This is a genomic window from Glutamicibacter sp. AOP5-A2-18, from assembly GCF_052446055.1.
Taxonomy (GTDB): Bacteria; Actinomycetota; Actinomycetes; order Actinomycetales; family Micrococcaceae; genus Glutamicibacter.
Genome location: NZ_JBQSVW010000001.1, coordinates 2,434,026 through 2,459,782 on the forward strand (window position 1 = coordinate 2,434,026; position 25,757 = coordinate 2,459,782).

Below are 25,757 nucleotides of genomic sequence, written 5' to 3' on the forward strand. Positions count from 1 at the left end.
TTTGCACCCTGTGAGTTCCACCTCCACTCATCAGAAAACCAGCTAACAAGGCAGCGAACTTGGGAACTTCACCGGGGTGCGAACTACCGCTCCGGTCCCATCGCTACCCTTGTATGTCCGGCAGACACCGATGCCACGATTGTCCAGTTTGGCTTTGATCTGGCGTAGTGAATCGGGCGAGAAGCCGTACCACTGCATGTGCATGAGCACGGTATCCCCCTTGGCCGCCGCCGCAGCACGGGCGATGGTGATGGACTTGGATTTCACCTTCCAGTCTTCGGTATCCCGAGTCCAGGTCCATGGGGCCATGCCGCGGCTGTTGTAACCACAACGCACCGAACCGTCGACTGCCCCATAGGGTGGACGCCCGAAGTTGGTGTGCACACCGGTGCCACCAAGTTGCGCGCCAACCTTCTGACAGCTCAGTGGGCGTAGATCAGGGTGGCTGATCGAATGGTTGATCACCCATTGGCCTTTGGCGCGGGCCAGGCTGGCTAGATCCACCCCGTAGCGTGATTTGTAGGAAGCTAGGCAGTCCCCGATCGGTGCGATGACCAAACCGATGTTGGCGCTGGCGGCATAGTTGATGGTGTCCTTATATGCGCTCAGGGTGCTCGGGCAGTCATCAAAGGTCAGCACCACTCGTGAGGTACGGTTTGGCCCGCTGCTCATTGGTGCTGACGGTGGCTTGGGATAGGTGGTGACGTAGGTTCCGCTGACCCAGCCGGTGGATCCGCCGTAGCTGACCTTGTACCAGCCGTTGGAGGCTTTGGCGTAGGCAGAGACCGTGGTCCCGGTGGGAATAGTTTTCAGAATTCGGTAGCTGGTCGATGCACCGCCTCGCATATTGAGGCTGTCTAGCGTTCGTACCGAAGCGGCGACAACATAACTGTTGCTCACGTATCCACTCTTGCCGTCGTAGCTGACTTTGTACCAGCCGTTTGACGCGCGCCCCACCACGGCAACCGAGGTGCCTTTAGGGATTGTTTTCAGCACCGAATAGGCAGTGGACGACCCGGTGCGCATGTTCAGGTTGTCAGTGGTTCGTACCCGTGAGGGCCAGTCGATGGACAGTTCGGTTGCCACAGCAACGGTTGATACTGCCGGCACGGACAGTGACCCCGCGCCAAGGGCTGAGGCCGAGAGTGGAACCGAGCCGACCAGCAATCCTGCCGATAATGCCGTTGCTCCTATACTCCGCCGGAAGTGATGATTCTTTGATTCCCCATGCATGACGCTGTGCCTTTCGCGAATGATTCTCCAATGCTCAAGAGTGTGCGCTTGGTGTAAGCGAGAGGCAACACAAAAACGAAGGCTTAATCCAATCGTTCGAAAAGCAATTCCAAGACTGCTAGTCACGATGAACCACAGCTAAACTTCACCCATTGTGATACCAATGCTCCATCTAGATTGGAGCACCGAAAGGCTCAGTAATCCCTAGAACCGTCGGTGCCATACGGTAGTCTCACTTGTGCAACAGCGATTGTGAGAGCTGGTGCCATACATCGATTTTTCAAGGAGCGGCCTGGATGGAGCCCCAATCACCAGCAAGCCTGCCGGCTACTGCTGGGCAGACCACCGCGGATAGCCCGTGGCCGCTGCGCCTGCTCTCAGAGAAGCTGAAAATCCACATTGAGAACTCCCCCGTGGTGTGGGTGGAGGGACAACTGTTGGAAGCCAATGTGCGCAATGGCCATGCCTACCTCACCCTGCGTGACGTGGATTCGGATTTCTCGTTCTCGGTGACGATTTGGTCCTCCACCATGCGCAAGCTCGACGCCACCCCTGAGGTAGGTTCTCGGGTAGTGGCGCAGGTGAAGCCAAGCTTCTATGCGAAGACCGGTCGCCTTTCTTTGAATGCGACAGATCTTCGCCCGGTGGGCTTGGGCGAACTATTGGTGCGACTCGAAAGATTGCGCCAAGCTTTGGGCGCTGAAGGTCTCTTTGCCCCTGAGCACAAACTGCCACTGCCAGTTCTTCCTGGGCGTATTGGTTTGATCACGGGACGTGATTCAGATGCTGAAAAGGACGTTCTGCGCAACGCCACACTGCGCTGGCCATCCGCCCAATTCCGGGTGATCAATACGGCAGTTCAGGGTGTGGACGCTGCCAACCAAGTGACCGCTGCGCTCAAGGAACTTGATGCTGATCCGCAGATTGATGTCATCGTCATTGCCCGCGGTGGCGGCGCCTTAGAAGACCTGCTGCCGTTCTCCAACGAAGAGTTGATTCGTGCAGTATTCGCTGCCGCGACTCCGGTCGTCTCGGCCATTGGCCACGAGGCAGACCGGCCAATCCTTGACGATGTCGCGGATGTGCGTGCCTCAACTCCCACGGATGCGGCCAAGCGTATTGTTCCGGATCTTAATGAAGAATTCGCCGGACTGCAGTTGGCGCGTAATCGTCTTGAGCGCTCAATCAACAACTTGCTGGAACGCGAAGCACAACTTCTCGCCTCCGTACGTCAGCGTCCGGTGCTTGCCAACCCGCAGGTAATGGTGACTTCACGAGCCGAAGATCTAGAGCGTTGGAAGCAACGCTCTACGGACCTGCTGCACTACCGCGTGCAACGAGCCCGGGATGAGATCAACCATTTGAAATCTCAGGTACGCGCACTGTCTCCTCAGCAGACCTTGGACCGAGGCTACTCGGTCACGCAACTTGCTGACGGCAGCATCGTGCGTGAAGCCGCAGATGCCCCGGTTGATTCTGAGCTCTTCATCCGGTTGGCCTCAGGGCAGCTCACCGCACAGACCAAACAATCAATTCCCGCCGGCGATGCCGCGAACTAACTCGAAGAATTCTGGAGCCATCATGACTACACCAATCCCTGAGGACATCAAGAACCTCTCCTACGAGCAAGCTCGCGAAGAACTGCTGACCGTGGTCAGCCAATTGGAAACCGGCGGCGTCGCGCTGGAAGCTTCGCTCGCGCTGTGGGAGCGCGGCGAAGCCCTCGCAGCACACTGCGAAAATTGGCTCAACGGTGTCTCGCAACGTCTTGAGCAAGCACGCAGCCGAGTAGAAGACACTAACGACTAAGACCCTTTACTTAGTCTCAGACAGACGCTTCTTTTCGGCCGAGACATCAAAGTCAGCTTCCGGCCACTGCGGATCAATGTCACGCAGCGAAGCTAAGAGTAGCTCAGCTACACAGAGCCGAGCCCGCCACTTCTGATCTGCCGGAATTACGTACCACGGTGCATCTTCGGTGGCGGTACGTTCAATGGCGATCTCATAAGCCTGCTGATACTCAGCAAAAAGCAAACGATCATCTACATCGCCTGGCGAGTACTTCCAGTGCTTATCTGGACGGTCTAAGCGCTCGCGCAGTCGCGCGTACTGTTCGTCGGCACTGATATGCAGCATCACCTTGAATAGGTGGATGCCACGCTCGCCTAGCTTGCGTTCAAAGGTGGGGATCCGACGGTATCGGCCCTGAATCTGTCGTCCGGTGCTCAGCTTCTGCACCTTGTGGATCAGCACATCCTCGTAGTGTGAGCGGTCAAAAACGCCGATGTGTCCCGGCTTGGGTAGCTGCTTCTCAACGCGCCAGAGGAAGTCGTGTTCTTTCTCTTCATCAGTTGGCGTCTTAAATGCGTGGTGGTCTACGCCCTGAGGATCAAACAGACCCATCACGTGGCGCACGATTCCACCCTTGCCGGAGGTATCCATTCCTTGAAGCACCAGAAGCAGTGAATCGTTGATCACTCCGTGGGATGCGGAAGCAAATAAGCGTTCTTGAAGTTCAGCGAGTTCAAGGGCAATCTCAGCTAATCGCTTGGCTGCTTGCGCCTTAGATTGAGGAGCTTTCTTAGGCCACCATTTAGGTTCTCCGGTGGCGCGCTCGGCCAAGTCAACCGGGCCTACTACGCGCAATGAAGCTAGCAGATTCTGCGGATATTTGCTCATGACCCCAGCATAACGCGCAGTTCAGCTTCTCGGTGGGATGAATTTAGCAGCGCTGACAAATAGATGTTTCGACGCAAAAACACCTTCACCGAACCAGGTTGATGGTTCGGTGAAGGTGTAAGAGCTCAGTGCTTAGCGATCAGAGACTAGGCTCGCGCGCGCCAGTCTTCAAGGAACTGTCCAATACGTCCCACAGCGTCGGTCAGGTCTCGCACGTTAGGCAGGGTCACCAGACGGAAGTGATCCGGACGGACCCAGTTGAAGGCGGTGCCCTGCGTGATCAGAATCTTCTGAGCCTTGAGCAGCTCAAGGGCAAAAACTTCATCATCATGCATTGGGTACACTTCTGGATCCAGCTTGGGGAACATGTACAGCGAACCCTTGGCCTTTTGAACACTCACACCCGGAATTGCGGTCAGCAGGTTGTAGGCTGCATCGCGCTGTTCCAGCAGACGTCCACCGGGCAGGATCAAGTCATCAATGGACTGATAGCCACCCAGTGCAGTCTGGATTGCGTGTTGCCCGGGCACGTTAGCGCACAGACGCATGTTGGTCAGCAGATTAATGCCTTCAACGTAGTCCTTGGCCTGATGCTTAGGACCGGAGATGGCCATCCAGCCAGAGCGGAAACCGCACACACGGTACGCCTTGGACAGACCCGAGAAGGTCAAGATCAGCACGTCATCAGCCAGCGCAGCAGTGTTGATGTGCACGGCGTCATCGTAAAGGATCTTTTCGTAGATCTCGTCCGAGAACACAATCAAGTTGTGTTTACGCGCCAGCTCCAAGATTCCCTCTAGGGTTTCCTTCGGGTAGACGGCACCTGTGGGGTTGTTCGGGTTGATGATCACGATGCCCTTGGTGCGATCGGTGATCTTAGCTTCCATGTCCTCGAGGTCAGGAAGCCAGCCCTCCTCTTCGGTATTCAGGTAGTGCACCGGGGTGCCACCAGCCAGGGAAACCGAAGCGGTCCACAGTGGGTAGTCCGGAGCAGGGATCAGGATCTCGTCGCCATTGTTCAATAGCGCGTTGAGCGAGAGCGTGATCAGCTCGGAGACACCGTTACCCAGGTAGATGTCATCCACACCAATGGTCTGGATGCCGCGGGTCTGGTAGTACTGCGAAACGGCAGTACGTGCCGAGAGGATGCCACGAGAGTCTGAATAACCTTGGGCGTTTGGCAGGTTGCGAATCATGTCGACAAGCACCGCGTCAGGCGCTTCAAAGCCGAACGGCGCGGGATTGCCGATGTTCAGCTTCAGGATGCGGTGTCCCTCGGACTCCATTCGCTGGGCATGCTCTAGTAGCGGGCCGCGGATGTCGTACAGGACATTGTGCAGTTTCGTCGATTGCTTGAATTCTGCCATGATTACACTTTCTCATGTCAGGTGTGTGAAACACACCTTGTTACTCGACCGCCGTCGGAAGCGGCCGAAATCCTAAAGGGTCGAATACCAAGAGCAGTGTGAGCCTGCTACTCGATAATCCATTCCCAGCGGGTCGCCGCTTCCTTGGGCGCCATCGCCCCAGGTTCGTTGACCATTCGGTTCAGGTCCACCAGGGTCTGCTGTGAGAGTTCTGCGGTTACCTTGTTCAGTTCGTCTTGCGCTTTGTCATCCACGTTGGCGCCAGCAAGCAACAGGTAGGGCTCTGCGTTAAACAACTTGGCGCTATCTGAAATGCTCTTAAAACCTTCATCAGAAATGATGGCGTTGCCGGCACTGACCGCGACCGCTCGATCCACCGAGGCCCGCAGCTGAGTATCGATGTCCGCAGAATCAACGACAGAGATCTTAGGCGTCTGGCACCCCTCGGTCTCCAGTGTTGCGGCAAGATTGCTCGTATCCGATGCATCGGTGATCACGGTGAGCTTGCTGCACGCTTTAGCCAGCGAGGACAGCGAATCAACCTCATGGGTGTCCGCTTCTGCCTCACTCATGACTAATTCTTTGCCCGCGTCTGCAGTGCTCATATCTAGTGCCGTGATCTCTTGATCAGAATCGTTGATTTCTGAGCGCAGCTTCTTCAAATCGTCAACAGACAGAACGCCGTCGTCGCCAGTGACGCCAGCAGAATCTTTAGATAGGAAGAGCGCAGTTGTGGCTTGGTCTATCGCCACATCAGCTTGGCCGTCTTGAACCTGTTTAAAGGGATCATCGCCGGACTTGTTGATCTGAGCGGTATAACCCTTAGCTTCCAGAGCGTTTTTGTAAACCTCTGCCAGTGCTTGCTCAACTGGCCGATCACCGCGAGCAATCTTCAAGGTCACGTTCTTGCTGGACTCGTTGGTGGAAGTCTGCTCATTGGCAGTGCACGCGGCAAGTGGCAATAGCAGGGCTAGGCAGAGGACACCGAGACGAGAGGATTTTCGCAAGTTCATATCCCTATAGATTCTATGGCAGAGACTTTTAGATCAGCGGTTACTTACCAGTTGCGGTCAGTCGCAAGATGCTTTCTACACGCTCAATGCAATTCAACTTCTGAATTTCTTCGCGGGTAAACCAAGCAGCCTGACTGGTGGAACCGTTAACTTCATGGCGGAGCTCTCCACCGGTGAGTTTGGCTTTATAGACCACTGCAACAGTTTGCATTGGGTAGCCTTCACCGGAGTAACGCTTTGCCCCTGGAATGACACCCGTGGTCACATCCAGCAATTCCAGCTCCCCTACCGCGTAGCCGGTCTCTTCATAAACTTCGCGCTTGGCACCTTCGATAATTGGTTCGCCCAGATCAATGCCTCCACCGGGCAGTGACCAGCGGGGTGTAAATTTTGGATCTCGGTGGCGCATGTCCCAGAGTGTCAGCAGTATCTTTCCTTCGTTTTCCACCAAGCAGTATGCTGCCAGTCTGGTATCGAAGGATTCACCGGTGTGCTCAGAACGACGTGTCATATCCCCAATATATCGGTTTGTTCAGCGATTATTTGCCCTACCGCTCAGGGCATAAGGCAGTTTATTTGCCAAATATCCCACTGAAGCCGTGAGGATGTGATGAAATATTCTTATGGCCCCGCACTCAGAGCATTCTTCAAACGTCGATCTAGATGAAATTGATCGAATCATCATCGACGAACTGGTCGCTAACGCACGTATCTCCAACGCCACGTTAGCCCAGCGCGCAGGCATCGCGCCGTCGACTGCGCTTCTGCGCACCCGTTCGTTGGTGGAACGTGGAATCCTCACCGGCTATCACGCCGAAGTGGCACTCGGGACCGTAGGCCGAACCGTTCAGGCATTGATCTCGGTCAAACTACGTGCCCATGACCGCGAGAAAATCGATACCTTTGTGGAGCGGATCCCCCGCCTTCCAGAAGTTCTCTCCATGTTCCACGTTTCCGGTGGCACCGACTATCTCCTACACATCGCTGTAGGTTCCACGGACGCATTGCGCGACTGGGTGCTAGATAACTTGGCAACCGATGAATCCGTTGGGCACACCGAGACCACTTTGGTCTTTGCGCATCACCGTGGCAACCAGGGTCCGCTGCCTTCAGAAGACATGATGCACTAGTTAAGACCAGCTCAAAAACGTATTAAAAAAGCTGTGGTCCTCACCGATATTCGGTGAGGATCACAGCTTGTTTTTTGCTCAAAAGTTTTATGCGCGGCGGCGCTGCATTACTGCGTCTAAGTTCAGACGAGGCTTGGTGCTGGAAACCGAAAGGTCAGAGGCTGGCAAGGTGCCGGTCACTGGAGCAACGGTTTCCGCTGCTGGAGCTTCAGGCTCCTTTGGTGCAGCTTCCTTAGTAGTCTCAGCACGCTTGGTAGCTACCGAAGTAACTGCTGCACGGTCTTCTGCTGAAACCTCGGTAGCCAAACGCTTGGCATCTTCCGAAGCCTTGAGGCTGATCTGCTTGCTTGGGCGCAATGGCTGTTCAGCAGGAAGCGGAGCCTTCTGGGTACGAACCGCAGGTGCTTCATTAGCGGTCTTCGCAGCCTGAGCGATACGCTCGCTTGCTTCAACATAAGTTGGCTTTGGCACGCGGGTTGGAACCCAAGTATCTGGCTGCTTCACTCCACCGTGACCGTGAGCTACACGCAAAGCTTCGGCGCGAAGTTCATCAGCGGTGATGGCCGGAGCACGTCGTGCTGAGCCCGGACGAGCGTCAAAGACTTCTTCACCATCGTACTTGCGTGCGATGACCTTGTTGGCAGCATCTTCAAAGGCCGGAGTCTGCAGTGCCTTCTGGCGAGTTGCCTCAAGGTGATCAAGCAGCTTGCGGTTGCGGTCTCGGACAGCGAGCATTCGCAAAGTGGCGAAGGAAGCAACTGCGAGCAGCGCGAAAATTCCTACAGTGCCAAAGGAGAGGGCAGTGAACGGAGCCAAGATGACTCCAAGAACTGTCGCCAAAATTGCCAAGACACCGATCAGTGCAACGGACAACCGGCCATAGCGCACACGTATCTTGAGTTGGGACGCAGCATCTTTCTGCGAAGCGCTCTGGGACGTGCCAGCCATGTGGGTCCTCCATCACCGATTGAGTCGGTCAAATCTCATAGAGTCGAATATGACTCTTTCATCTCAACCCTATGCAACCTTTCCTACGGTGACACGCACATATGCCGGTGTGTCTATAAGTTTTCACCACGAATCCTCGCTTCAGTGAAGACCTCTGCGCGTAGTGAAGCTAATTGTGCTTCATCGTTCGTAGATGCGTTCGAGCATCGTGGTGGAAAGCTCTTCTCGGTTCAACGCAAAGGTGCGATGATCCGCCCACGCACCATTGATATGCAGGTACGCCCGGCGCAGACCTTCATCCCTAAACCCCAGCTTTTCCACCACCCGAAGGCTTGCCGCGTTCTCCGGGCGAATGTTGATTTCGAGTCGGTGCAGATCCAAATCCTGAAAACAATGATCAATCACCAAAGCGCAGGCTTCAGGCATCAGACCGAAACCCGCGTGACTGCCATCGATCCAATAACCGATAGACCCACTGCGCGCCGCACCGTACTGAACTGAAGAAAGCGAGACCTGACCGATCAGCGGAGGCCGTGATTGACGAAGCTGCGGCAGAGCGATGGCCCAGGAATAGCCGCTGCCGTCACGTGCAGCTTCGTCCTTAGCGCGAATCATCTGCGTATAGGTCATGGGTTCTGGCACACCCGAGGGACTGGTGGGGTCCCACGGTTTGAGCCATCGCGAGTTGGTGTAACGCAAGTTAAGCCACTCTCTCTCGTCGCGCAAAGTCAGCTGGCGCAACAGCAGTCGGTCCGAGGTCAATTCAGGAACCAGACGTGAGGCCCGAGGAGAGAAGAACATGAGCACATCGTAATACCCGAATGCTCACTTGGCGTGCACCGTTGCGGGCCGGTTCCAATTCATTGCGTTTTGCGTAAGCTGTAAATATGACTGCCGATGCTTCGAAGAACCGAGACGTAGAGAAGAAAGCTGTCCGCACCAAAATTCGGGCCGCTCGACAAGCTTTGGATCCTGCGACCCGGGAGGATCATGGCAAGCAGTTGGCAGCTACGGTCCTCGGCTATCTCACGCAGAGCACCGGCATCGTTCGAAAGGTCGCAGCTTACTGCTCCTCCCCCGGTGAGCCGGACACTTCAGTCTTATTAGATGCCTTGGTCAATGAGGGCATTGAAGTTTATCTGCCCATTTGTGAACCAGACTTCGCGTTATCTTGGTCTGCATACTCCCCGGGCATCGAGTTCCTACCTAGCGCTCAAGCACCTGTTCTGGAACCGGTGGGGCCACGCTTTGCCAATGACATCTTTGATGACATCAACACCATCATCATTCCGGCATTGGCCATTGACGCTCAAGGACGTCGCCTTGGCCAGGGCGGTGGTTACTACGACCGGTTCCTGCCGTTGATCGAGGATTCACCGGTGCGTGTGGCTGCTGTGGTTTACGACAGCGAATTTGTTGACGAAGATGCCTTCCCTGTAGCTGAGCATGATCAGCCGGTGGATCTAGTTTTCACTCCTACGCAGGTACATCAGATCCCGTAAAGGCAACAGGTCTGGATTACAGATTTACGCACAGTTCGTTTCCAATGCATCTGGGTATCAAAGACTCCACGCTTGCATTGGGGTATGAGTTACTTCTCCAGAACTGTCACGGCGCCACGTCCTCCGGTCATACCTAAACCAAAAGTCCGCCCGGTGCGCACTCGTAGCGAACTCTTGCGTCGCTACCGCAAACCTTTAGCCATCGGGTTTGCACTCTTGGCGTTGGCCGGCACACTCAATGTCTTTTCTTCAGGACAGCTCTCTCAACGTGAAGTTGTTGTTGTGTCCAGCGACATCGCTGCCGGCAGTGAAATTTCGGCCAATCAGCTCACAGTGCAAACAGCACGATTAGACCCACAAGATAGCGAAGTCTTCGAGTCTGCTGACCAATTAGTTGGCCAGCGAGCCGCTGTGGGTTTGGATGCCGGAACGGTGGTGCGCAAGTATGCGTTGGTTGGGCCTCAGCTTCTTGCTGGGTCCATCGAGGGCACAGTGGCGGTACCTTTACGACTCAGTGATCCGGCGACAGTTTCGTTGCTTCATCCCGGTCAGATGGTGGATATTGTCCTGACCACCGGAGATGGCTTTGACCAAGAAATTCAGTCACGCACCATAGCCAAAGCTGTATCCGTTCTTTGGGTTCCGCAAAGTGCAACAAGTTCAGAATTTGGCATGCTCAACGGCGCCACTGCAACGGGCGAAGGAATCATTGTGGTCGCTGCCGCCAGCAGCCTGTCTGATGATCTTTCCGGAGCGGTCTCGCGTGGCAAGGTCTCAGCAGTCTTAGTCAACTAGCTAAGGTTTAGCCCCAGTGTGGTGGCTTTTCGCGCTTCATGAGTTCAGCAAGATCTTCTTTGGAATCTCCCCAGCTACGCGGGTCCTGATCTTTGGCAACTAGATCTGCCAATGGATCGGTGGTGCGCTTGGACTGATTCGAAGTTGCTGGCGAGGAAGTTCCGTCAGCGGATTGACCCGTAGCTAGAGCACGGTCAACGGACGCTGAGCGCGGCACCGGTGTGTAACTTCCGGTGAGCTGAACACGCTGTTCAAGATGTTGTGATGGTGCGACAACGCGCGGTCGCTTACGGCGACCGCGCGTTGGTTCTTGCTCAGAAGTCATTACTTCTTGGACTCCACCTGTTCGGCAGTCTCGCTGGCTGGAACCGGTGCCGGAGTGGTTGGCTCGGCTTCTGGTGCCACCTGCTCAGCTGGCGACTTAGCATCAGTTTCCTGTGCCTTGTTCTCACTCTTGTCTTCGCTCTTGGCCTCGACCTTAGCTTCAGCCTTCGGTTCCAACTTGGACTTAGCGGACTTAAGCAGCCCGCTCTTTTCCTTTGGCGCTTCGTCGGTGGTGACCTCACGGGCAGAGACCGGACGAGCGGCAGTCAGTGAACTGCGCGAGCCAGATTCCTTGGCTACTGCAGGAGTCGTAGGAGCCTTGAGCTGCAGGTAGGTAGCCAGACGTTCGGTGACTGATCCTGGATCGGTGAAGACGTCGATGGTCCACAGTGGGACATAACGCCAACCGTGCTTCTCGAAGAATTCTGGGCGCAAGCGGCTACGCTCACGAACAGTGAGTTCCGCGTAGTGCTCGGTGCCGTCATAGACCACAGCAAGCGGACGGATGCCGCTTTCTGCCGCGTCAAAAACGTGAGCTGAAAGGTCAAGGACACCGCGGTAGTCCTCGGCAACAATCGCACCGCGTTCACGTAAACGACGAGCCAAGTCAGAAACCAGCGGATCAAAGCGTGGGTTACGCATGGCGCTTACGCCCGAGTCCCCGGCCTGTACCCGACCGAACAGTTCAAAGAACTGACGAGCGCCGCGGTACACGCGGTTCAGGTCAACGTCGTTGGGCAGCAAGCTGGAAACCAAGGTCATGCGGCTGCGCGAACGAGTCATCGCAGCAACAAAGAGCTGCTCTCCACCTTCGCGTGAGAGTGCACCAAATTCGTGCAGGATCTTACCGTGGGTGGTACGGCCGTAACCCCAAGCGAAGATTACCGCGTCACGGCGCAAGCCGATCAAACGATCCATGGTGGTCACCACGAATGGTTCCTGCTTTGAACGCAAGTAATCCATTGCGTACTTGTGGTTTGGTAGCTGCACTCGAATTGCTTCAGCGATAGCTGCTGCATGGCTTCGGTTTGAGGCAATAACAGCCAAGGATTCTTCACCCTGGTTCTTGAAGTGCTCAAAGACCAAGTCAACAATGCGGGCCACTTCAGCTGCCGTGGTCTGGACACCATCTTCGCTGTTGACCAGCGAGCCGGTAGCGTCCGGAACATACTCACTACGCAACAGTGGCGAATTACCACTGATGTTCACGGCCATTGGCAGACGTGAAATTGTTGAGTCGTAGTAGGTCGTGGACAGCTGCTCCACCAGACCTTCGTCAATCCCCCGGTAAACGGTGGACAACGAGCCTGAAACCAAAACCTTGTTCAATGCTGAGAGTGCAGAGACGTCCTGCTTGTGCTCAACCACGCGGGCGGTTGGATCCACGGAAACTTCAAAGCGCTTCGGGGCACCGAGCATTTCATCGCCAATGGCAATGACCTGACCGGAACGGCGAACGGCGTCAAGTACTTCACGCAAGGACAGGTAGTTGGCTTCGAGCAGGATGACTGCATCAAATTCTGCGTTTTCTGGCAGTGCGCTACCTAGCAGCAGTGGAGCCGAAACGATGACCGGAGTCAACGAGCTAGCAAGAGGAGCACCGAGTCGGAACAGCCCAGCGATAGTTGGGGTTCCGTCCTTGAGCATATTTCGCAGTGCGCGGGAACCGGCACGGTGGTCAGCTAGGGCAGCCTTCCAGTTACGCGACAGAGCCCAACGAATACGATCTGGTCCGGAAGCAATATGTGCACCGTCAGCCAGACGGTAATCTGCCTCGATCTTTTCCAGCTTGGAGCCATCGTTCATGGCCAGGAAGTCATCCCCGGAAATCATGGCATCCAGCACGGACTGCCACCAGGCAAGTTCCAGTTCGCTGTCTACGGCGTCCGTATCGATTTCACGTTCGGCGAAGTCATCCAGCAGATCACCTAGACCAGCTTCGGTGAGCTGTTCGGAGATCAACGTGCGTTCTGGCAGTTCGCCCAAGTCTTCGCGGCGGTCAACCAATGCTGCAATAAGATCCAGCAACTCGGCAATCGGCATTTCGCGCAGGCGCGATCCAACGGAAGAAGGCAGCATGGTCGCAAGCTTATCGATGCGTGCACCAGCGTCGTGGTAGCCAGCTTCAACGTCCAACAGTCCACCTGGGACCTGTGGGTTGCGCTGGCTGGTGGCGATGGCGCGCCATGCATCACGCTGGACAGAAACTGCCTGCAAGGCGGACTGCAGATCAGCGATGTGCATGCCCGGACGAACGTATTCCTTGGCAATCTTGCGCAGACGCGAACGGACAATGGAGCCCATTTCCACGCCATGCTCACGACGCCATGAGCTGGTCGCGGTAGCCGCGATCAAATCATCAATGTCGCCTTCAAAAATGTCTGATTCAAACTTATCCAGCGAACCACGCACGGCCACCAGCAACTGCAGCTGGTCGCCCCACTTGTCGTAGCTGTCTTCCAGACGGATCTGTGACTGCTGAGCAATCTTCTCCATGTGCTCATGAAGGATCGGCAGGTCGCGGCCCAAACCGCTGGCCAGGGACAAAGCCTGTTCGGTGGCTTCAGCGTTGCGCAGTGGAGCACCATGCCATGGGCTGGTGGTGTGTTCCTTGGAATAGGCGCCCAGCTGTGCCGCACGCTTAAGCTGTGCAGCTACGTGGCCGCGCTGACCCATGGAATCAAGCACCGAACGCTTCAGGCGCACCGTGGTGGAAGGGGCAGGTTCTAGGGCAGCTAGTCGAGCCAGCTCCTGCATCGCCTGGTATGGCGAGCAACCCCAACGGCTACGCACCGAGTGCAACGACTTCACGTGTTCGTGCAAGGTGTGGCGGGAATCGCGCAGACGCTTGAACATCGTGCCCAGCTGCGGTTCGGTAGCCTGCTCATTGCGCAAAATAGCCTTGGTCAGCAAGGTGCGCAGGGAATCTGGATCCTCATTAGGTTCCAGCAAAAGGCTTCCGGCATCCAGCTTCTGATTAAACAGCTGAACAAATTCTTCGGCGGCGGAGCGCTGTTCGGCAACAACCAGAACTCGCTTGCCCTGAGCCGCCAATAGTGCGGCAGCGTTCAGTGCGGTCTGGGTGGCACCGGTACCGGCGGCAGCGTTAATTGCTACCGATTCTCCGGCGGAAATGTAGTCGAGCATTTTTGCTTGGGACTCATCAGCGTCCAGCAAGTACAACTCATCTTCTGGATCACGATCATCTGAAGACTTGGCCAGCGTGGTGTGGCCGGTGTGCACCTTGCGGGCCGAGGTTTCCTCGGTTGAGCTTGGCTGCTTGCGTGAGCGGGTGCTGTCCTTGAGGATATTGCGCACTCGGCCAAAGCGGGAGCCGGACTTTTCGCCGTTGCCAGCTTCTTCAGTCTTGGACTCGTCAGCAGTAGCCGGCGTGGAAGCGGCAGCACTGTTGCCAGCAGTCTTGTCGGTGTCAGGCTTGTTGATGGTGCCAGCAACGTTTGGCTTGGCAGCAACAAGTTTGGCTAGAGCTTCAGCTGTCTTGTTATCCGACGCGCTCTTAGCTTGCTTTTCGGATTCGTCATAACGGATCAGTGCTTCGATGACCGGGTGTGAGCCCGAAAGCTTTGCTGGATCAGCTGGGTCCATCAGTTCAGAGAAGGTGGAGAGCAACAGGCGGTGGCCTACAACAACGCCAGGAACCTCAGACATCTGCTGGCGCAGTGCATCCATGCCACGAGCTGGATCAAAACGAGCGATGGAGTACGCAGCAGCGTCAACGGCGTCGATATCTACCCGGGCTTCGTGGTCAGCTTCAAACTGACGGACAAAGGCCGGGGAAACGGTGGCGCGACCCACCAGCTGCAGGTCATAGTCATCAGCGTCTACGTGCTTGGTCAGCGTGATGCGGCCGAGCATAATTGGCGCCGATACTGGCTCGCTCTTACCGTCGTGGACTGCGCGCCAGTTGGCAACACCGGCGGCTAGGTAGCCGACATCGATGCCGCGCTCTTCCCAGAGCTCATTGATCTTAGCGGCCAGGGCGCGCGCGGTACGGCGCGCGGTGGCGTACTGTTCTGCATCATGCAGCAGGGTGGACAGGCGTGTGCGCCGTCCGGCAAGAAATTGCGCCAGCCCCGAGGGGTTGGCGTGGGTGATATCGATGCTGTTGGACGTCGACGGAGCAAACCGCAAGGTGGTATCCGCACCAGCACTTTGTCCTAGGGATTTTACCCAGGTTGCTACCCGCTCGGAGGTAGCATTCTGTCCACTAGCCACGACAGTCATTCCCTTCACTGAACCGACCATTTTCGGGCGCACCACGGTGCAAATACGCCTCTTTCTAACGTAGTGCACCCAGCTCCCAGATCAGGGGTGCGAAACACGTTTTAACTGCGTGAAGCGGAACCCAAACTGGTGAGCAACGCCCTTTCGGGGTTACACGCCTGTTTGCAGGTTCCGCTTCCGATCCACAACAGTGATTTTGCGTGGATTAGCAGTGCTTAAGGCTTACTCCCACTCGATGGTTCCAGGTGGCTTGGACGTGACGTCCAGCACCACTCGGTTAACCCCATCGACCTCATTGGTGATGCGGTTGGAGATCTTCGAGAGCAGATCATAAGGCAGGTGCGACCAGTCGGCGGTCATGGCATCTTCAGAGGACACCGGACGCAGCACGATTGGGTGACCGTAGGTACGGTGATCGCCCTGTACGCCTACCGAGCGAACGTCGGCGAGCAGTACTACTGGCATCTGCCATACTTCATTGTCCAGACCTGCTGCGGTCAGTTCGGCGCGAGCAATCGCGTCGGCCTTGCGCAGGATGGACAGGCGTTCTTCATTGACCGAACCAATGATGCGGATACCCAAGCCTGGGCCAGGGAATGGCTGACGGCCAACAATTTCCTCTGGCAAGCCGAGCTCGCGGCCCACAGCGCGTACTTCATCCTTGAACAGGGTGCGCAGTGGTTCAACGAGTTCAAACTGCAGGTCCTCTGGCAAGCCGCCCACGTTGTGGTGGCTCTTGATGTTGGAGGTACCTTCGCCGCCACCGGATTCCACGATGTCCGGGTACAGGGTGCCCTGAACCAGGAACTTCACCGGCTCACCTTCGGAGGCTGCTTCAGCGATAATCGCTGCTTCAGCTGCTTCGAAGGCGCGGATGAATTCGCGGCCGATGATCTTGCGCTTGGTCTCTGGATCAGAGACACCTTCCAAAGCGGTCAAGAAGCGTTCGCGCTCATCAGCGATGTACAGCTTGGCGCCGGTGGAAGCGACAAAGTCCTTCTCCACCTGCTCGGCTTCGCCTTCGCGCAACAGACCGTGGTTGACGAACACACAGGTGAGTTGGTCACCAATGGCACGCTGTACCAGTGCTGCGGCAACTGCGGAGTCTACGCCGCCGGACAGACCACAGATGGCCTTGCCGGTGCCGACCTGAGCACGGATGCGCTCGATCTGCTCTTCAGCGATGTTATCCGCGGTCCAGTCCCCTGCCAGGCCGGCTCCGTTGTATAGGAAGTTTTCCAGTACATCTTGGCCGAACTCGCAGTGCTTAACTTCTGGGTGCCACTGCACACCGTAGAGGCGCTTGGCCTCGTTGGCGAAAGCAGCAACTGGTGCACCGGCGGTGGTGGCCAGTACTTCGAAGCCTTCTGGAGCTACCGAGACAGCGTCACCGTGGCTCATCCATACGGTAGGGGCCTGTGCGGCGCCTGCCAGGATGGAGCGTGCTTCGCCCTCAAAGTTGGTGGGGGTACGGCCGTACTCACGCAGGCCGGTTTCCGCCACGGTTCCGCCCAGAGCGTTGGCCATGGCCTGGAAGCCATAGCAAATGCCCAAGACCGGTACGCCGGCTTCAAACAGGTCGGCCCCTACAGAGGGGGCACCATCGGCGTAAACGCTGGAGGGACCACCGGAAAGGATGATCGCTGCAGGGTTCTTGGCCAAAATGGCTTCAGTAGAAAGGGTGTGCGGAACGATCTCCGAGTACACACGGGCCTCACGTACGCGGCGAGCGATAAGCTGCGCGTATTGGGCCCCGTAGTCGACGACCAGAACCGGCTTATGTTCTGGATTGAGGGGAGCAGTAGTCACCGTTACAGTCTACGCGGTTCCCCGCGCGCGAAACAGCACGAGCACTGTCATCAGCGTCACCTAGGGCGTCACACAATAAAACCCACAATAAAACAACGGGCGAACCAGATGATCTGGTTCGCCCGTTGATAAAAAATTTAGCTCGGTTTTAGTACCGCTTGGCAGCCTTTGGATGAGCTGCCAGTTCACGATCGACTTCAGCGTGCACCTTGGCCTCGGTGATGAAGGACAGGAACGGAACTACGCCACCGAGTGCGATGGTAATGAAGCGCATAAATGGCCAGCGCATCAGTGACCAGAGACGGAAGTCAGCAAAGAGGTAGACCACGTACAGCCAACCATGGGCAATCAAGATACCCAAGGACAGGTTCACTCCCCCAGTGACTTCTGCTCGGTTGAACAGACCCACCGAGTTGGCGGTGCCATCAGCCAAACTGCCACCAACAAAGAGTTCCAGGGACCAGAAGTACTTGAAGATCATCTCGACCACGAGCAGCAACAGCATCACACCGGTGATGTAGGCGAAGACCTTATAGAACTTGGCGGCGCTGCGAATCTGCGCTGGGGTGCCGCCGAACTTCCGGGGCTTCGGTGCTGGGCTGGTGCTGGACATGGCTGATGATTCCTTCCGAATCAGAAAAAAGTTTGTGTTTGTTTAGTTGCTGCTGGTGCCGTTGTCGCGAGCGTCCGCCGCGCGTTCAGCGATCTCGTCCAAGTCGCGCTGGTAGTCATCACGAACCATGCGGTACCAGAGGAAGATGGCGAAGCCTGCAAAGACAACCCATTCAATTCCGTAGAAGACGTTGAGCCAGTTAACCTGAGCTTCCTGCGGCTGAGGTCCAACATAGATCATGTCGATGCCTGGCTGATCAACACTTTCGCCTTTAACCGTGGTGATCTTGTGCCCGGAGATGAAGCCGTTGTACAGCACCGAATCCCAGGTATTGGCTAGCTGCGCTGAGGTGATGGAAGGCAGGGTCTTGCTGCGTAGATCATGCTCGTTCTCTGGACCCTCGTTAGGCAACAGTCGACCGGTGACTTCCAGTTCACCCTTAGGTGCCGCTGACGGTGCGGTGGCCTCTGGCTGCCAGCCGCGCACCACTGCGATGCCAGCGTCTTGTTTGGCGCCATCAACCTTGAACTCGGTGATGACCCAGACACCTTTTTTGCCGTCTTCAATGCGGTCATCAATGAGCTGATCTGTGCCGGGAACAAATTCGCCGGTGAATTTTACGATCTGGTCAGCTTTGGTGCCAAGCAGTTCAATTCCAATATCCGTGTGTTTTGTCAGTTGAACTGGTTTCTCGGTCTTATCAACCTTGACCAGCGGTTCACTCTCTGAGGAGCCGAACTGCCACCCCGAGAGGGCAACAAATCCGGTAGCGATGGCCAGCGCAGCAATGAGGGCGCCGATCCACTTGAGTTTCAGAGCGGTTTTAAACACCCCTTAACCGTACTTCTATTTGCCGTAGAACTCGAAATAAGTGGGGGTGAGATTGACCCCGCCGAACTAATTGAGTGCTCGGGGAACCATCCTTGACGGTTGTTCGTTGAGCGCCGGAAGCTATGTTGGCGTTAAAGAGCTTCAGCCCTGTCCGATAATTCGGACAGGGCTGAAGAAAAGAATATTTAGTAGCGGTCAGACTCGTAAGGCGAAAGCACCACGTCTACACGCTGGAATTCCTTCAAGGTCGAGTAGCCGGTAGTGGCCATCGAACGGCGCAGCGCACCAACCAAGTTGGAGGTGCCATCGGTTTCATGCGATGGACCGTACAGAACCTTTTCAAGGGAACCGACGGTACCGATCTTTGCACGGTCGCCACGTGGGCTGGCCTCGTGCACTGCTTCCATGCCCCAGTGGTAACCGGCGCCTGGTGCTTCTTCGGCACGAGCCAAAGCGGTACCGAGCATCACTGCGTCGGCGCCCATAGCGATGGCCTTGACGATGTCACCGGAGTTGCCCATGCCACCATCGGCAATGACGTGTACGTAGCGTCCACCGGACTCTTCGATGTAGTCACGGCGAGCTGAAGCAACATCGGCAATAGCGGTAGCCATTGGTGCGTGAATGCCCAGGGTACGACGGGTGGTGGAGGACGCGCCGCCACCAAAACCTACGAGGACACCGGCAGCGCCGGTACGCATCAGGTGCATAGCTGGGGTGTAGCCAGCTGCGCCGCCAACGATCACTGGGACGTCGAGTTCATAGATGAACTGCTTGAGGTTCAGTGGTTCGGTGGTCTTCGAGACGTGCTCGGCCGACACGGTGGTGCCACGGATGACAAAGATGTCCACGCCGGCAGCCACTACGGTCTTGTAGTGTTCTTGGGTGCGCTGTGGGGTCAATGAGCCAGCGACAACTACGCCGGAGTCACGGATCTCGGAGATGCGCGAGGTGATCAGCTCTGGCTGAATCGGAGCCGAGTACAGTTCCTGCAACTTGGCGGTGATCTTTGGATCATTGCGCGTTGCGGATTCGGACTTCAGACCGGTGATTTCTGCCAGTACAGATTCTGGGTTTTCATAACGGGTCCACAGACCTTCAAGGTTCAGTACACCCAAGCCGCCGAGCTTGCCCAGGGCAATGGCGGTGGCCGGTGAAGTTACCGAGTCCATAGGTGCGCCCATAATTGGGGTGTCGAACTGGAAAGCGTCGATCTGCCAGGATACCGAAACGTCCTTCGGATCACGGGTGCGGCGATTCGGTACGATCGCTACGTCGTCCAGGGAAAATGCCTTATGCGCCCGCTTGCCGCGGCCGATCTCAATCTCGTTACTCACCTAACTAGGTTACCAAGTCTCGGCCGAATTCTTGCTTTTCATAGCCTTAGTGCGAGCGGTCATGACGTGTTTTCTATCCAATGGCAAGCAAGAAACCCTGCCTCACGGTGTATTCATACACCGTGAGACAGGGTTAGAAGCTAAAAAGCTTTTAGTCTACGAAGCTTGGGAAGCCAGTGACTTCGCGGTAGCTGCCAGCGCAGTTGCTGCCTGCTCTTCAACCTCAGCGATACGCTCCATGGCATCTGCCATCTGCGCGAACATTGCACTGCGGTTTTCAACGGTGACTTCTGGATCCACAAGCTCAGCGAACTCATCCCACAGCTGTGCCAGCTGCAGGTAATCTGCACTGTGCTCCCCCAGAGCCGAAAGACCCGGAAGTCCTGCGGCTTCATCAAGGAAGTCTGCGTACAGTCCACGCAGTGCACCTTCGCCACCAAAACGGGTGTCGCTCAGGAAGCCCGACAGCTGGGTCATGCCGCCAGCAAGACGCTCCTGATCAGCAAACATCTGGCTCCAGCCGGTCTTGGTGGTGGTATCGCGCAAACGAGCAGCGAAGGTACGCATGCCGGTGATGCCGAAGTTCTTCGCGAAGTGATCTGGAATGCCGGAAAGTTCGCGGGTTCCCAGAAGACGAGAAGTGGTTTCTTCGATAGCAACCAGCGCGTTGGTTGCCAGGGTTTCGGCCTTCGGCGAGCGCGAGGAAGGTACCCAAGCTAGCCAGTGCTTTTCCTTTTTGCGCTTGGCGCGGGCGAACGCTAGGTCTTCTTGGCTGATGACGTTCAGTACGCCTGAACCATCATCTACCAGCAGATCATCTTCATGATCTCCGACAACAACAAGATCAATGGTCTCGGCTTCATCCACTTCATTGCCATCGATCCAAGGCAATGCGTTGATGGCCACACGGACAGCTACGGTGCGTCCGGCATCAAGTGCAGCGTCCATGTATTCAACAGCTCGCGCGGCTGAACCGGTGGTGCGTTCGGTGACCTTGGCACCGCAACGGGCCAGCAGGTTCTGCGTGTATGGCTCTGGGTGGGCGCGGGTCACCAAGGTGGCGGTGGTGGTCTCTTCATATTCGAAGGTGAAGACCATAAAGCCGATACCACCAGCTAGGCCTGCCAGCAGGGCTTGGCTCAGCGGGGCTTCGGTGACTGGGTTAGTGACGCCAGCCTGCACGAGGACTCGGTGCCACAGTGCGGCATCGTATTGAATGACGTCTTCTGGTGCCGGGTATTCAGGCAACTCATCTTGTGGCGCTGGAGCCGCTGCGGGCTTAGGAGCCTTAGGTTTGATACCAGCTTTGGCATCGCGAGCTTCTTTGGCGTAGTCACGAGCCTGCGCTGCACGAGCTGCCTTTGGGCTCTCTGGCTTACCGGTAAGAATGTTCTTACGCGCAGTGGTGTAGTTCTCCCCCGTACGTTCCATTCGTTCGCGTGCTTGCTTCTTCAGATTGGCTGGCTGGCCCAAAGTAATGTCCTTTATTCGCGGTCGCGCACAGTCAGTGAGATCCCACGCCGATTGGTGCTGTCTGCCCTTAATTCTACGCGTGCAAGATCTTTTGCTGGTGCAGAACCAAGGGACTTGGACAACTACTTCTTCAGCAGCACTTGAGATTGATTACTAAGTACTAAGTGAACCTTTGCGCGAATCTTTCGTGATGCGAGCAATGGCAGTTTTGATTTCGCTCGGCTCCCGTGCTTCGGAATCCAGGGCTCGGTGAATGGTTAGGCCCTCAATCATCGCGTCAAGCAAGCGAGCTGTCAGCGGGTCAAAGTGAAGTTCTAGAGCCACACGGCTGCGCTGCATCCATTGGGTAGTAATCGAACGGAACGAAGCATCACGGGTGGCCAAAGTGTAGAGCTCATGAGACAAGATCAGCTCATCATCATCGCCACTACTGGCTTGCAGAATTCTTTCGAACACCCTTTCACACGCCGATTCCTTATCGGTTGCCGTTGCCATATGACGTTCAAAATCGTCACTAATGCTGGTGGCAAATCGGGAAAATGTGCTGTGCAGCAAATCCTGCATGCCATCAAAGTAGTAAGTCATGGCACCCAATGGCACACCGGCTTGCGTCGCAACCTTTCGGTGAGACGTTCCAGTGACCCCGGATTCCACAATGACTTTCTGGCAAGCATCGATGATCCTTTCACGGCGTTCAGGATCATTGCGCCGACCTAAGCGTGAACCGGTGGAAGAGTGTTGGGAGGACATCAAATTATCCAATGCTTCGGATCACGCGTGCAGGATTACCTACGGCGACTACGTTGGCTGGGATGTCCTTGGTGACTACCGCGCCGGCACCGATGACGGAGTTTTCTCCGATACTCACTCCTGGGCACACGATCACCCCGCCTCCTAGCCAGACATTGTCGCCAAGGCTAATTGGCTGGGCCGCTTCGAGCTTGTCGCGTCGAGGTTGCGGGTCAATCGGGTGGGTAGGCGTCAGCAGTTGAACATTGGGCCCAATCTGGCAGTCTTCACCGATGGTGATGGTGGCGACGTCCAACGCGGTGAGGTTGTAGTTGATAAAGGTTCGGGCACCGATGTGTATGTTTTCGCCGTAGTCCACAAATAGCGGTGGGTTCACGTGGGCGCCTTCGCCCAAGGTGCCAACGAGGTCTACAAGGATCTCGCGAGCAAGTGGATCTGCGGCGATATCAGCGCGGTGGTACGCGTCAGCAAGCTGGACACCGCGTCGATGAAGTCGTTCGTTCTCAGGGTCATCTGCGATATAGAGGTCTCCGGCGAGCATACGCTCACGGTTACTGCGGGAGTCTGATTCAAAATAACTCTGATCCATGGCAGTGAATATACACGACATTTGAGTACACTCGTACATATACTTTGAGTGGTCGTCCCATCAGTGGCGATGCGTTCATCCCGCAGGAACAGCGAAAGACATCAGCACCTTATGTATTCAATCCTTTTGGCTATTATCTACATCGCCTTCATCAGCCTCGGGCTTCCCGACTCTCTGGTGGGCGCCGGATGGCCAGTGATGCACAGAGAACTTGATGTCCCGCAATCCTTCGCTGGTATTCTCACCATGGTCATTGCCGTGGGAACCATCTTTTCCAGCCTTGCCTCGGAACGACTTACCCGTAAGTTTGGTGCCGGGGTTGTAACGGCGATCAGCGTTGGAATGACCGCAACGGCGTTGTTCGGCTTTACCTTCTCAGACTCGTTCTGGATGTTATGCCTGTGGGCCATCCCGTATGGATTGGGCGCAGGAGCGGTGGATGCGGCCCTGAACAATTACGTTGCCCTGCACTACGCGGCACGACATATGAACTGGCTCCATAGCTTTTGGGGTGTGGGAGCCTCGATTAGCCCGTTGATCATGAGTCAAGCGCTGACCTCAGGTATGGGATGGTCCGGGGCTTACAAGGTTGTTGCGCTTATTCAAGTCGTGCTCACCGTAGTCCTAGTTCTCGCCCTCCCCCTCTGGGCCAAGGTAGACACCATGAGGCCGAAAGGCCTCAACCGCGCTGAGGTGGAAGACAGTACCGAGAACAGTGAAGCGCCCCAGGCCGGAGCCTCGCACATTCCACTGGCGCAGGTTTTGAAAATTCCGGGCGTCCTGCTGGTCCTCGCGGCATTCTTTGCATACTGCGCGCTGGAAAACACGTCGATTCTCTGGGCTACGACGTACCTCGCCGGCGACCGTGGAGTGGCCCCAGCAACGGCTGCCGCCTTTGCGTCGTTCTTCCTGCTGGGCATAACTGGCGGACGCTTCCTCGCCGGATTCTTCGCTGACCGCATCGGCGACCGCAACCTGATTCGCGGTGGCTTCATCATGGTGGGACTCGGTGGCCTCATGCTGCTCATCCCGCTCGAAGCCAATGGAGTTGCTCTAGCCGGCCTAGCCATCGCTGGTCTGGGATCCGCACCAATTTATCCCGCCATCATTCACTCCACACCAGCGAATTTCGGACGCCATAACTCACACGCAATCATTGGCATCCAGATGGCGGCGGCCTACCTCGGCTCGACACTGATGCCACCGCTGTTCGGTGTTTTGTCCTCCTGGGTGGGACTTTGGCTTTTCCCGCTCTTCCTTCTACTGCTAGCGGCCATGGGCATGCTGTTCTCAGAACGCCTGAACCGCCTTGTGGATGCCAAGTAGCAGCTCATTCATCGCATCCGACAGCAGAGCCAAAAATCGATCATCGAGTATCTTGGGTAGTGCATTAACACTCGAATTCATGAACCGCGCCAAGGAACCCACTGAGAACTTTGCTTAGCCGCCCAATGCTCCGACACTGGGCTTTGCCATTGCTGTACTTACTCGCAATGATGGTCATCGCGTTTTGGCCTGTCACCGTCGATTCATCCGCAGGACCAGAACTGACACGGACCCTGCACTGGTTGCATGCTCACGGCGCTCCGGCTTTTGTGAACTACGAGTTCGTCGAATTTTCAGCCAACGTGATCTTCTTCGTTCCGCTGGGCATCTTTCTCGGCGCAGGACTTCGCCGGTTCTGGATGGCAGCCCTCGCAGGCATCATTGTCTCCGGCTTGATAGAAATAGGCCAGCTTCTGTTCCTCCCCAACCGCTTCGCCACACTAACTGATGTCGTGGCCAACTCTTTAGGGTGCGTACTTGGTGCTGCAATATGGGTTGCTGTTTCTAAAGGTTATTGGAATCAGAAGGCAAGCAAGCCTTCCAACTAAAGAAATGAAAGCTACCGGCCGGCACCAATGAGCGTGGCGTTTGGAACCAATTTGGCTACTTTTATCAAGCTTTCGAAGCCGAAGATCGCTCCATCTGCCATTCATTCAAAAACTTCACGGTGTTCGGCTACGGCACCGCTTGGATCTAGGTCTTCCACTCCGCAGGAGCCCTCCTACTTAAGCACGATTTACCTCGACAACTGGCCTTGCTACGGTGGATTCATGAGTTTAGCTACTCAGTTGCTCATCTAGACCCACGTAACCGTGTACTTTTTTGAGATCTCGAAAACTGGTGCAGGAAGGTGCCCGATGTATTTAGGGTTCGGATTCGTACTCTCCCTAGCGATTGCTTTCGCGAGTCCCTATTTCTGGGGCTCCTCTGAAAACCCGTTACTCTTTTCTGCACTAACGACGGCAGGTGCCTTCGTTGTTCTCTGCGGAATGGGTTTCACGATTGATCGCCGGCGCAAGAGGAAGCATTCAATCGCCAGAAAAACCGAGCGCTGAAACCATAGGAACGACTGCGAAGAATTTCTTTGTCCCAGTCGCTGCAGCTTGTCTCGTGAACTCTTCCGGAAGAACCTATGGCAGACGAGATCCATGTCTTGCTTTGATAATTGACATCCGCGCGTCGCGAAGTGCGCGTCTGATTCCGTAGTCCAGAGATCGCAAGTATTTCGTTTGCAAGATCTGCGACGACTCTAGGCTTTGAATGGATAGCAATCGGCGTCAATGCCAGTATCGCTGCCTCTTTTCGCTCCACAGGTCGTCGGTGGGCGCGTAGTCCATGAGTCGCACCTTTCCAGGCTCAACTCATGGGTGTCGCGCTCGTCGCACGAGCGGAAAGGTAGGTGATGACCCATGAAGAAGCGCAAGAAGTGCCTCAAGGCTTGCCATTGCAAGCCGAAGGCCACGAAAGTCCAAACGCTAGCCAGTGTTTCGCGACTTATCGTGGCCCTCTTGAGGCTCATTATTGACGTCCTCTAAGTGGTTCGCCATACGGCCGCGGAGCTTGGTGTACCAGCACTGGGCTCCGCACCTTTAGAGGTGGCTACGAAGGACTTGGTGCCACCTAATCCCACGACACACCATTTCTGGAGTGCTCTTTTATTCTCCCACTTAAGTATTTAGCGCGCTAGGGAGTTGTGGATCATGGAGCCACATCCACGGCCACGCAGCCCTGTCTTGGACAAGGGCAACTAATCTGAAACGAAAAATCCCGCCCGGAACAACGCTTGAGCGTCA

General features: G+C 56.0%; 23 protein-coding genes. 7 read left to right on the forward strand and 16 right to left on the reverse strand.

From position 1 onward, the window contains the following. Positions 1-42 precede the first annotated feature (42 nt). Positions 43-1,233, reverse strand: a complete 1,191-nt coding sequence (locus ACT3RW_RS11695) for an SH3 domain-containing protein (protein WP_444613872.1) — start codon at positions 1,231-1,233, stop codon at positions 43-45. Positions 1,234-1,529: 296 nt separating this feature from the next. On the opposite strand from ACT3RW_RS11695, the gene xseA reads away from it, so the two are divergent. Both xseA and ACT3RW_RS11705 read left to right on the forward strand, forming a co-directional pair. Then, positions 1,530-2,792, forward strand: a complete 1,263-nt coding sequence (gene xseA, locus ACT3RW_RS11700; RefSeq protein WP_444613873.1) for an exodeoxyribonuclease VII large subunit — start codon at positions 1,530-1,532, stop codon at positions 2,790-2,792. Positions 2,793-2,814: 22 nt separating this feature from the next. Further along, positions 2,815-3,042 (forward strand): exodeoxyribonuclease VII small subunit, encoded by a 228-nt coding sequence (locus ACT3RW_RS11705; RefSeq protein ID WP_131088695.1) that lies wholly within the window; start codon positions 2,815-2,817, stop codon positions 3,040-3,042. A 6-nt stretch (positions 3,043-3,048) separates the two neighbouring features. On the opposite strand, the gene ACT3RW_RS11710 is transcribed toward ACT3RW_RS11705, so the two are convergent. The 4 genes from ACT3RW_RS11710 to ACT3RW_RS11725 all read right to left on the reverse strand — a co-directional run bounded on the left by ACT3RW_RS11710 (position 3,049) and on the right by ACT3RW_RS11725 (position 6,803). Continuing rightward, positions 3,049-3,912, reverse strand: coding sequence for a PPK2 family polyphosphate kinase (locus ACT3RW_RS11710; RefSeq protein WP_444613874.1), 864 nt, complete (start codon positions 3,910-3,912; stop codon positions 3,049-3,051). 146 nt (positions 3,913-4,058) lie between these two features. Then, positions 4,059-5,279, reverse strand: a complete 1,221-nt coding sequence (locus ACT3RW_RS11715) for a pyridoxal phosphate-dependent aminotransferase (protein WP_131088697.1) — start codon at positions 5,277-5,279, stop codon at positions 4,059-4,061. A gap of 107 nt (positions 5,280-5,386) precedes the next feature. Then, positions 5,387-6,292, reverse strand: coding sequence for a glycine betaine ABC transporter substrate-binding protein (locus ACT3RW_RS11720; RefSeq protein ID WP_444613875.1), 906 nt, complete (start codon positions 6,290-6,292; stop codon positions 5,387-5,389). A gap of 40 nt (positions 6,293-6,332) precedes the next feature. Further along, positions 6,333-6,803, reverse strand: a complete 471-nt coding sequence (locus ACT3RW_RS11725; protein ID WP_131088699.1) for an NUDIX hydrolase — start codon at positions 6,801-6,803, stop codon at positions 6,333-6,335. Positions 6,804-6,915: 112 nt separating this feature from the next. Here ACT3RW_RS11725 and ACT3RW_RS11730 point away from each other — a divergent pair, with 112 nt between their 5' ends. After that, complete coding sequence (locus ACT3RW_RS11730; RefSeq protein WP_262199664.1) at positions 6,916-7,422, forward strand: Lrp/AsnC family transcriptional regulator; 507 nt, start codon at positions 6,916-6,918, stop codon at positions 7,420-7,422. An 87-nt stretch (positions 7,423-7,509) separates the two neighbouring features. On the opposite strand, the gene ACT3RW_RS11735 is transcribed toward ACT3RW_RS11730, so the two are convergent. Continuing rightward, on the reverse strand, positions 7,510-8,370 hold the full coding sequence (locus ACT3RW_RS11735) for a hypothetical protein (protein ID WP_444613876.1): 861 nt from the start codon (positions 8,368-8,370) through the stop codon (positions 7,510-7,512). A 180-nt stretch (positions 8,371-8,550) separates the two neighbouring features. Continuing rightward, positions 8,551-9,171, reverse strand: coding sequence for a GNAT family N-acetyltransferase (locus ACT3RW_RS11740; protein ID WP_444613877.1), 621 nt, complete (start codon positions 9,169-9,171; stop codon positions 8,551-8,553). A gap of 86 nt (positions 9,172-9,257) precedes the next feature. Here ACT3RW_RS11740 and ACT3RW_RS11745 point away from each other — a divergent pair, with 86 nt between their 5' ends. Both ACT3RW_RS11745 and ACT3RW_RS11750 read left to right on the forward strand, forming a co-directional pair. Continuing rightward, a complete protein-coding gene (locus tag ACT3RW_RS11745) occupies positions 9,258-9,872 on the forward strand; it encodes a 5-formyltetrahydrofolate cyclo-ligase (RefSeq protein ID WP_444613878.1) in 615 nt (204 codons plus the stop codon). A 153-nt stretch (positions 9,873-10,025) separates the two neighbouring features. Beyond that, positions 10,026-10,667: an RcpC/CpaB family pilus assembly protein gene (locus ACT3RW_RS11750; protein ID WP_444613879.1), complete on the forward strand. Its 642-nt coding sequence runs from the start codon at positions 10,026-10,028 to the stop codon at positions 10,665-10,667. A 7-nt stretch (positions 10,668-10,674) separates the two neighbouring features. Here the strand turns inward: ACT3RW_RS11750 and ACT3RW_RS11755 are convergent, their stop codons facing one another. From ACT3RW_RS11755 to ACT3RW_RS11795, 9 genes are all read right to left on the reverse strand, one after another. Then, positions 10,675-10,992, reverse strand: coding sequence for a hypothetical protein (locus tag ACT3RW_RS11755; RefSeq protein ID WP_444613880.1), 318 nt, complete (start codon positions 10,990-10,992; stop codon positions 10,675-10,677). Then, positions 10,992-15,236, reverse strand: coding sequence for a DUF4011 domain-containing protein (locus ACT3RW_RS11760; RefSeq protein WP_444614643.1), 4,245 nt, complete (start codon positions 15,234-15,236; stop codon positions 10,992-10,994). The genes ACT3RW_RS11755 and ACT3RW_RS11760 overlap by 1 nt, the downstream gene beginning before the upstream one ends. A 222-nt stretch (positions 15,237-15,458) precedes the next feature. Continuing rightward, complete coding sequence (gene guaA, locus ACT3RW_RS11765; protein WP_131088706.1) at positions 15,459-17,045, reverse strand: glutamine-hydrolyzing GMP synthase; 1,587 nt, start codon at positions 17,043-17,045, stop codon at positions 15,459-15,461. A gap of 148 nt (positions 17,046-17,193) precedes the next feature. Then, positions 17,194-17,658 (reverse strand): DUF3817 domain-containing protein, encoded by a 465-nt coding sequence (locus ACT3RW_RS11770; RefSeq protein WP_131088707.1) that lies wholly within the window; start codon positions 17,656-17,658, stop codon positions 17,194-17,196. A 42-nt stretch (positions 17,659-17,700) separates the two neighbouring features. Further along, positions 17,701-18,489 (reverse strand): SURF1 family cytochrome oxidase biogenesis protein, encoded by a 789-nt coding sequence (locus ACT3RW_RS11775; protein ID WP_444613881.1) that lies wholly within the window; start codon positions 18,487-18,489, stop codon positions 17,701-17,703. Positions 18,490-18,674: 185 nt separating this feature from the next. After that, on the reverse strand, positions 18,675-19,826 hold the full coding sequence (locus ACT3RW_RS11780; protein ID WP_444613882.1) for a GuaB3 family IMP dehydrogenase-related protein: 1,152 nt from the start codon (positions 19,824-19,826) through the stop codon (positions 18,675-18,677). A gap of 156 nt (positions 19,827-19,982) precedes the next feature. Next, positions 19,983-21,299, reverse strand: a complete 1,317-nt coding sequence (locus ACT3RW_RS11785) for a DUF4872 domain-containing protein (protein ID WP_444613883.1) — start codon at positions 21,297-21,299, stop codon at positions 19,983-19,985. Positions 21,300-21,452: 153 nt separating this feature from the next. Continuing rightward, entirely contained in the window at positions 21,453-22,049 is a 597-nt protein-coding gene (locus ACT3RW_RS11790) for a TetR/AcrR family transcriptional regulator (protein WP_444613884.1), read from the reverse strand. 4 nt (positions 22,050-22,053) lie between these two features. Continuing rightward, positions 22,054-22,638, reverse strand: a complete 585-nt coding sequence (locus ACT3RW_RS11795; RefSeq protein WP_444613885.1) for a sugar O-acetyltransferase — start codon at positions 22,636-22,638, stop codon at positions 22,054-22,056. 111 nt (positions 22,639-22,749) lie between these two features. On the opposite strand from ACT3RW_RS11795, the gene ACT3RW_RS11800 reads away from it, so the two are divergent. Continuing rightward, a complete protein-coding gene (locus ACT3RW_RS11800; RefSeq protein WP_444613886.1) occupies positions 22,750-23,964 on the forward strand; it encodes an MFS transporter in 1,215 nt (404 codons plus the stop codon). 125 nt (positions 23,965-24,089) lie between these two features. Next, positions 24,090-24,512, forward strand: a complete 423-nt coding sequence (locus ACT3RW_RS11805; protein WP_444613887.1) for a VanZ family protein — start codon at positions 24,090-24,092, stop codon at positions 24,510-24,512. Positions 24,513-25,757: the final 1,245 nt, after the last annotated feature.

Bases quoted from the DNA above. Each gene is read 5' to 3' on its own strand.
- ACT3RW_RS11745 (WP_444613878.1), top strand. From the start codon at position 9,258: ATGACTGCCGATGCTTCGAAGAACCGAGACGTAGAGAAGAAAGCTGTC.
- ACT3RW_RS11805 (WP_444613887.1), top strand. From the start codon at position 24,090: ATGCTCCGACACTGGGCTTTGCCATTGCTGTACTTACTCGCAATGATG.
- ACT3RW_RS11720 (WP_444613875.1), bottom strand. From the start codon at position 6,292: ATGAACTTGCGAAAATCCTCTCGTCTCGGTGTCCTCTGCCTAGCCCTG.
- ACT3RW_RS11695 (WP_444613872.1), bottom strand. From the start codon at position 1,233: ATGCATGGGGAATCAAAGAATCATCACTTCCGGCGGAGTATAGGAGCA.
- ACT3RW_RS11735 (WP_444613876.1), bottom strand. From the start codon at position 8,370: ATGGCTGGCACGTCCCAGAGCGCTTCGCAGAAAGATGCTGCGTCCCAA.
- ACT3RW_RS11770 (WP_131088707.1), bottom strand. From the start codon at position 17,658: ATGTCCAGCACCAGCCCAGCACCGAAGCCCCGGAAGTTCGGCGGCACC.
- ACT3RW_RS11730 (WP_262199664.1), top strand. From the start codon at position 6,916: ATGGCCCCGCACTCAGAGCATTCTTCAAACGTCGATCTAGATGAAATT.
- ACT3RW_RS11725 (WP_131088699.1), bottom strand. From the start codon at position 6,803: ATGACACGTCGTTCTGAGCACACCGGTGAATCCTTCGATACCAGACTG.
- ACT3RW_RS11755 (WP_444613880.1), bottom strand. From the start codon at position 10,992: ATGACTTCTGAGCAAGAACCAACGCGCGGTCGCCGTAAGCGACCGCGC.
- ACT3RW_RS11715 (WP_131088697.1), bottom strand. From the start codon at position 5,279: ATGGCAGAATTCAAGCAATCGACGAAACTGCACAATGTCCTGTACGAC.
- ACT3RW_RS11740 (WP_444613877.1), bottom strand. From the start codon at position 9,171: ATGTTCTTCTCTCCTCGGGCCTCACGTCTGGTTCCTGAATTGACCTCG.
- ACT3RW_RS11705 (WP_131088695.1), top strand. From the start codon at position 2,815: ATGACTACACCAATCCCTGAGGACATCAAGAACCTCTCCTACGAGCAA.
- ACT3RW_RS11710 (WP_444613874.1), bottom strand. From the start codon at position 3,912: ATGAGCAAATATCCGCAGAATCTGCTAGCTTCATTGCGCGTAGTAGGC.
- ACT3RW_RS11790 (WP_444613884.1), bottom strand. From the start codon at position 22,049: ATGTCCTCCCAACACTCTTCCACCGGTTCACGCTTAGGTCGGCGCAAT.
- ACT3RW_RS11800 (WP_444613886.1), top strand. From the start codon at position 22,750: ATGTATTCAATCCTTTTGGCTATTATCTACATCGCCTTCATCAGCCTC.
- ACT3RW_RS11760 (WP_444614643.1), bottom strand. From the start codon at position 15,236: ATGACTGTCGTGGCTAGTGGACAGAATGCTACCTCCGAGCGGGTAGCA.
- xseA (WP_444613873.1), top strand. From the start codon at position 1,530: ATGGAGCCCCAATCACCAGCAAGCCTGCCGGCTACTGCTGGGCAGACC.
- ACT3RW_RS11795 (WP_444613885.1), bottom strand. From the start codon at position 22,638: ATGGATCAGAGTTATTTTGAATCAGACTCCCGCAGTAACCGTGAGCGT.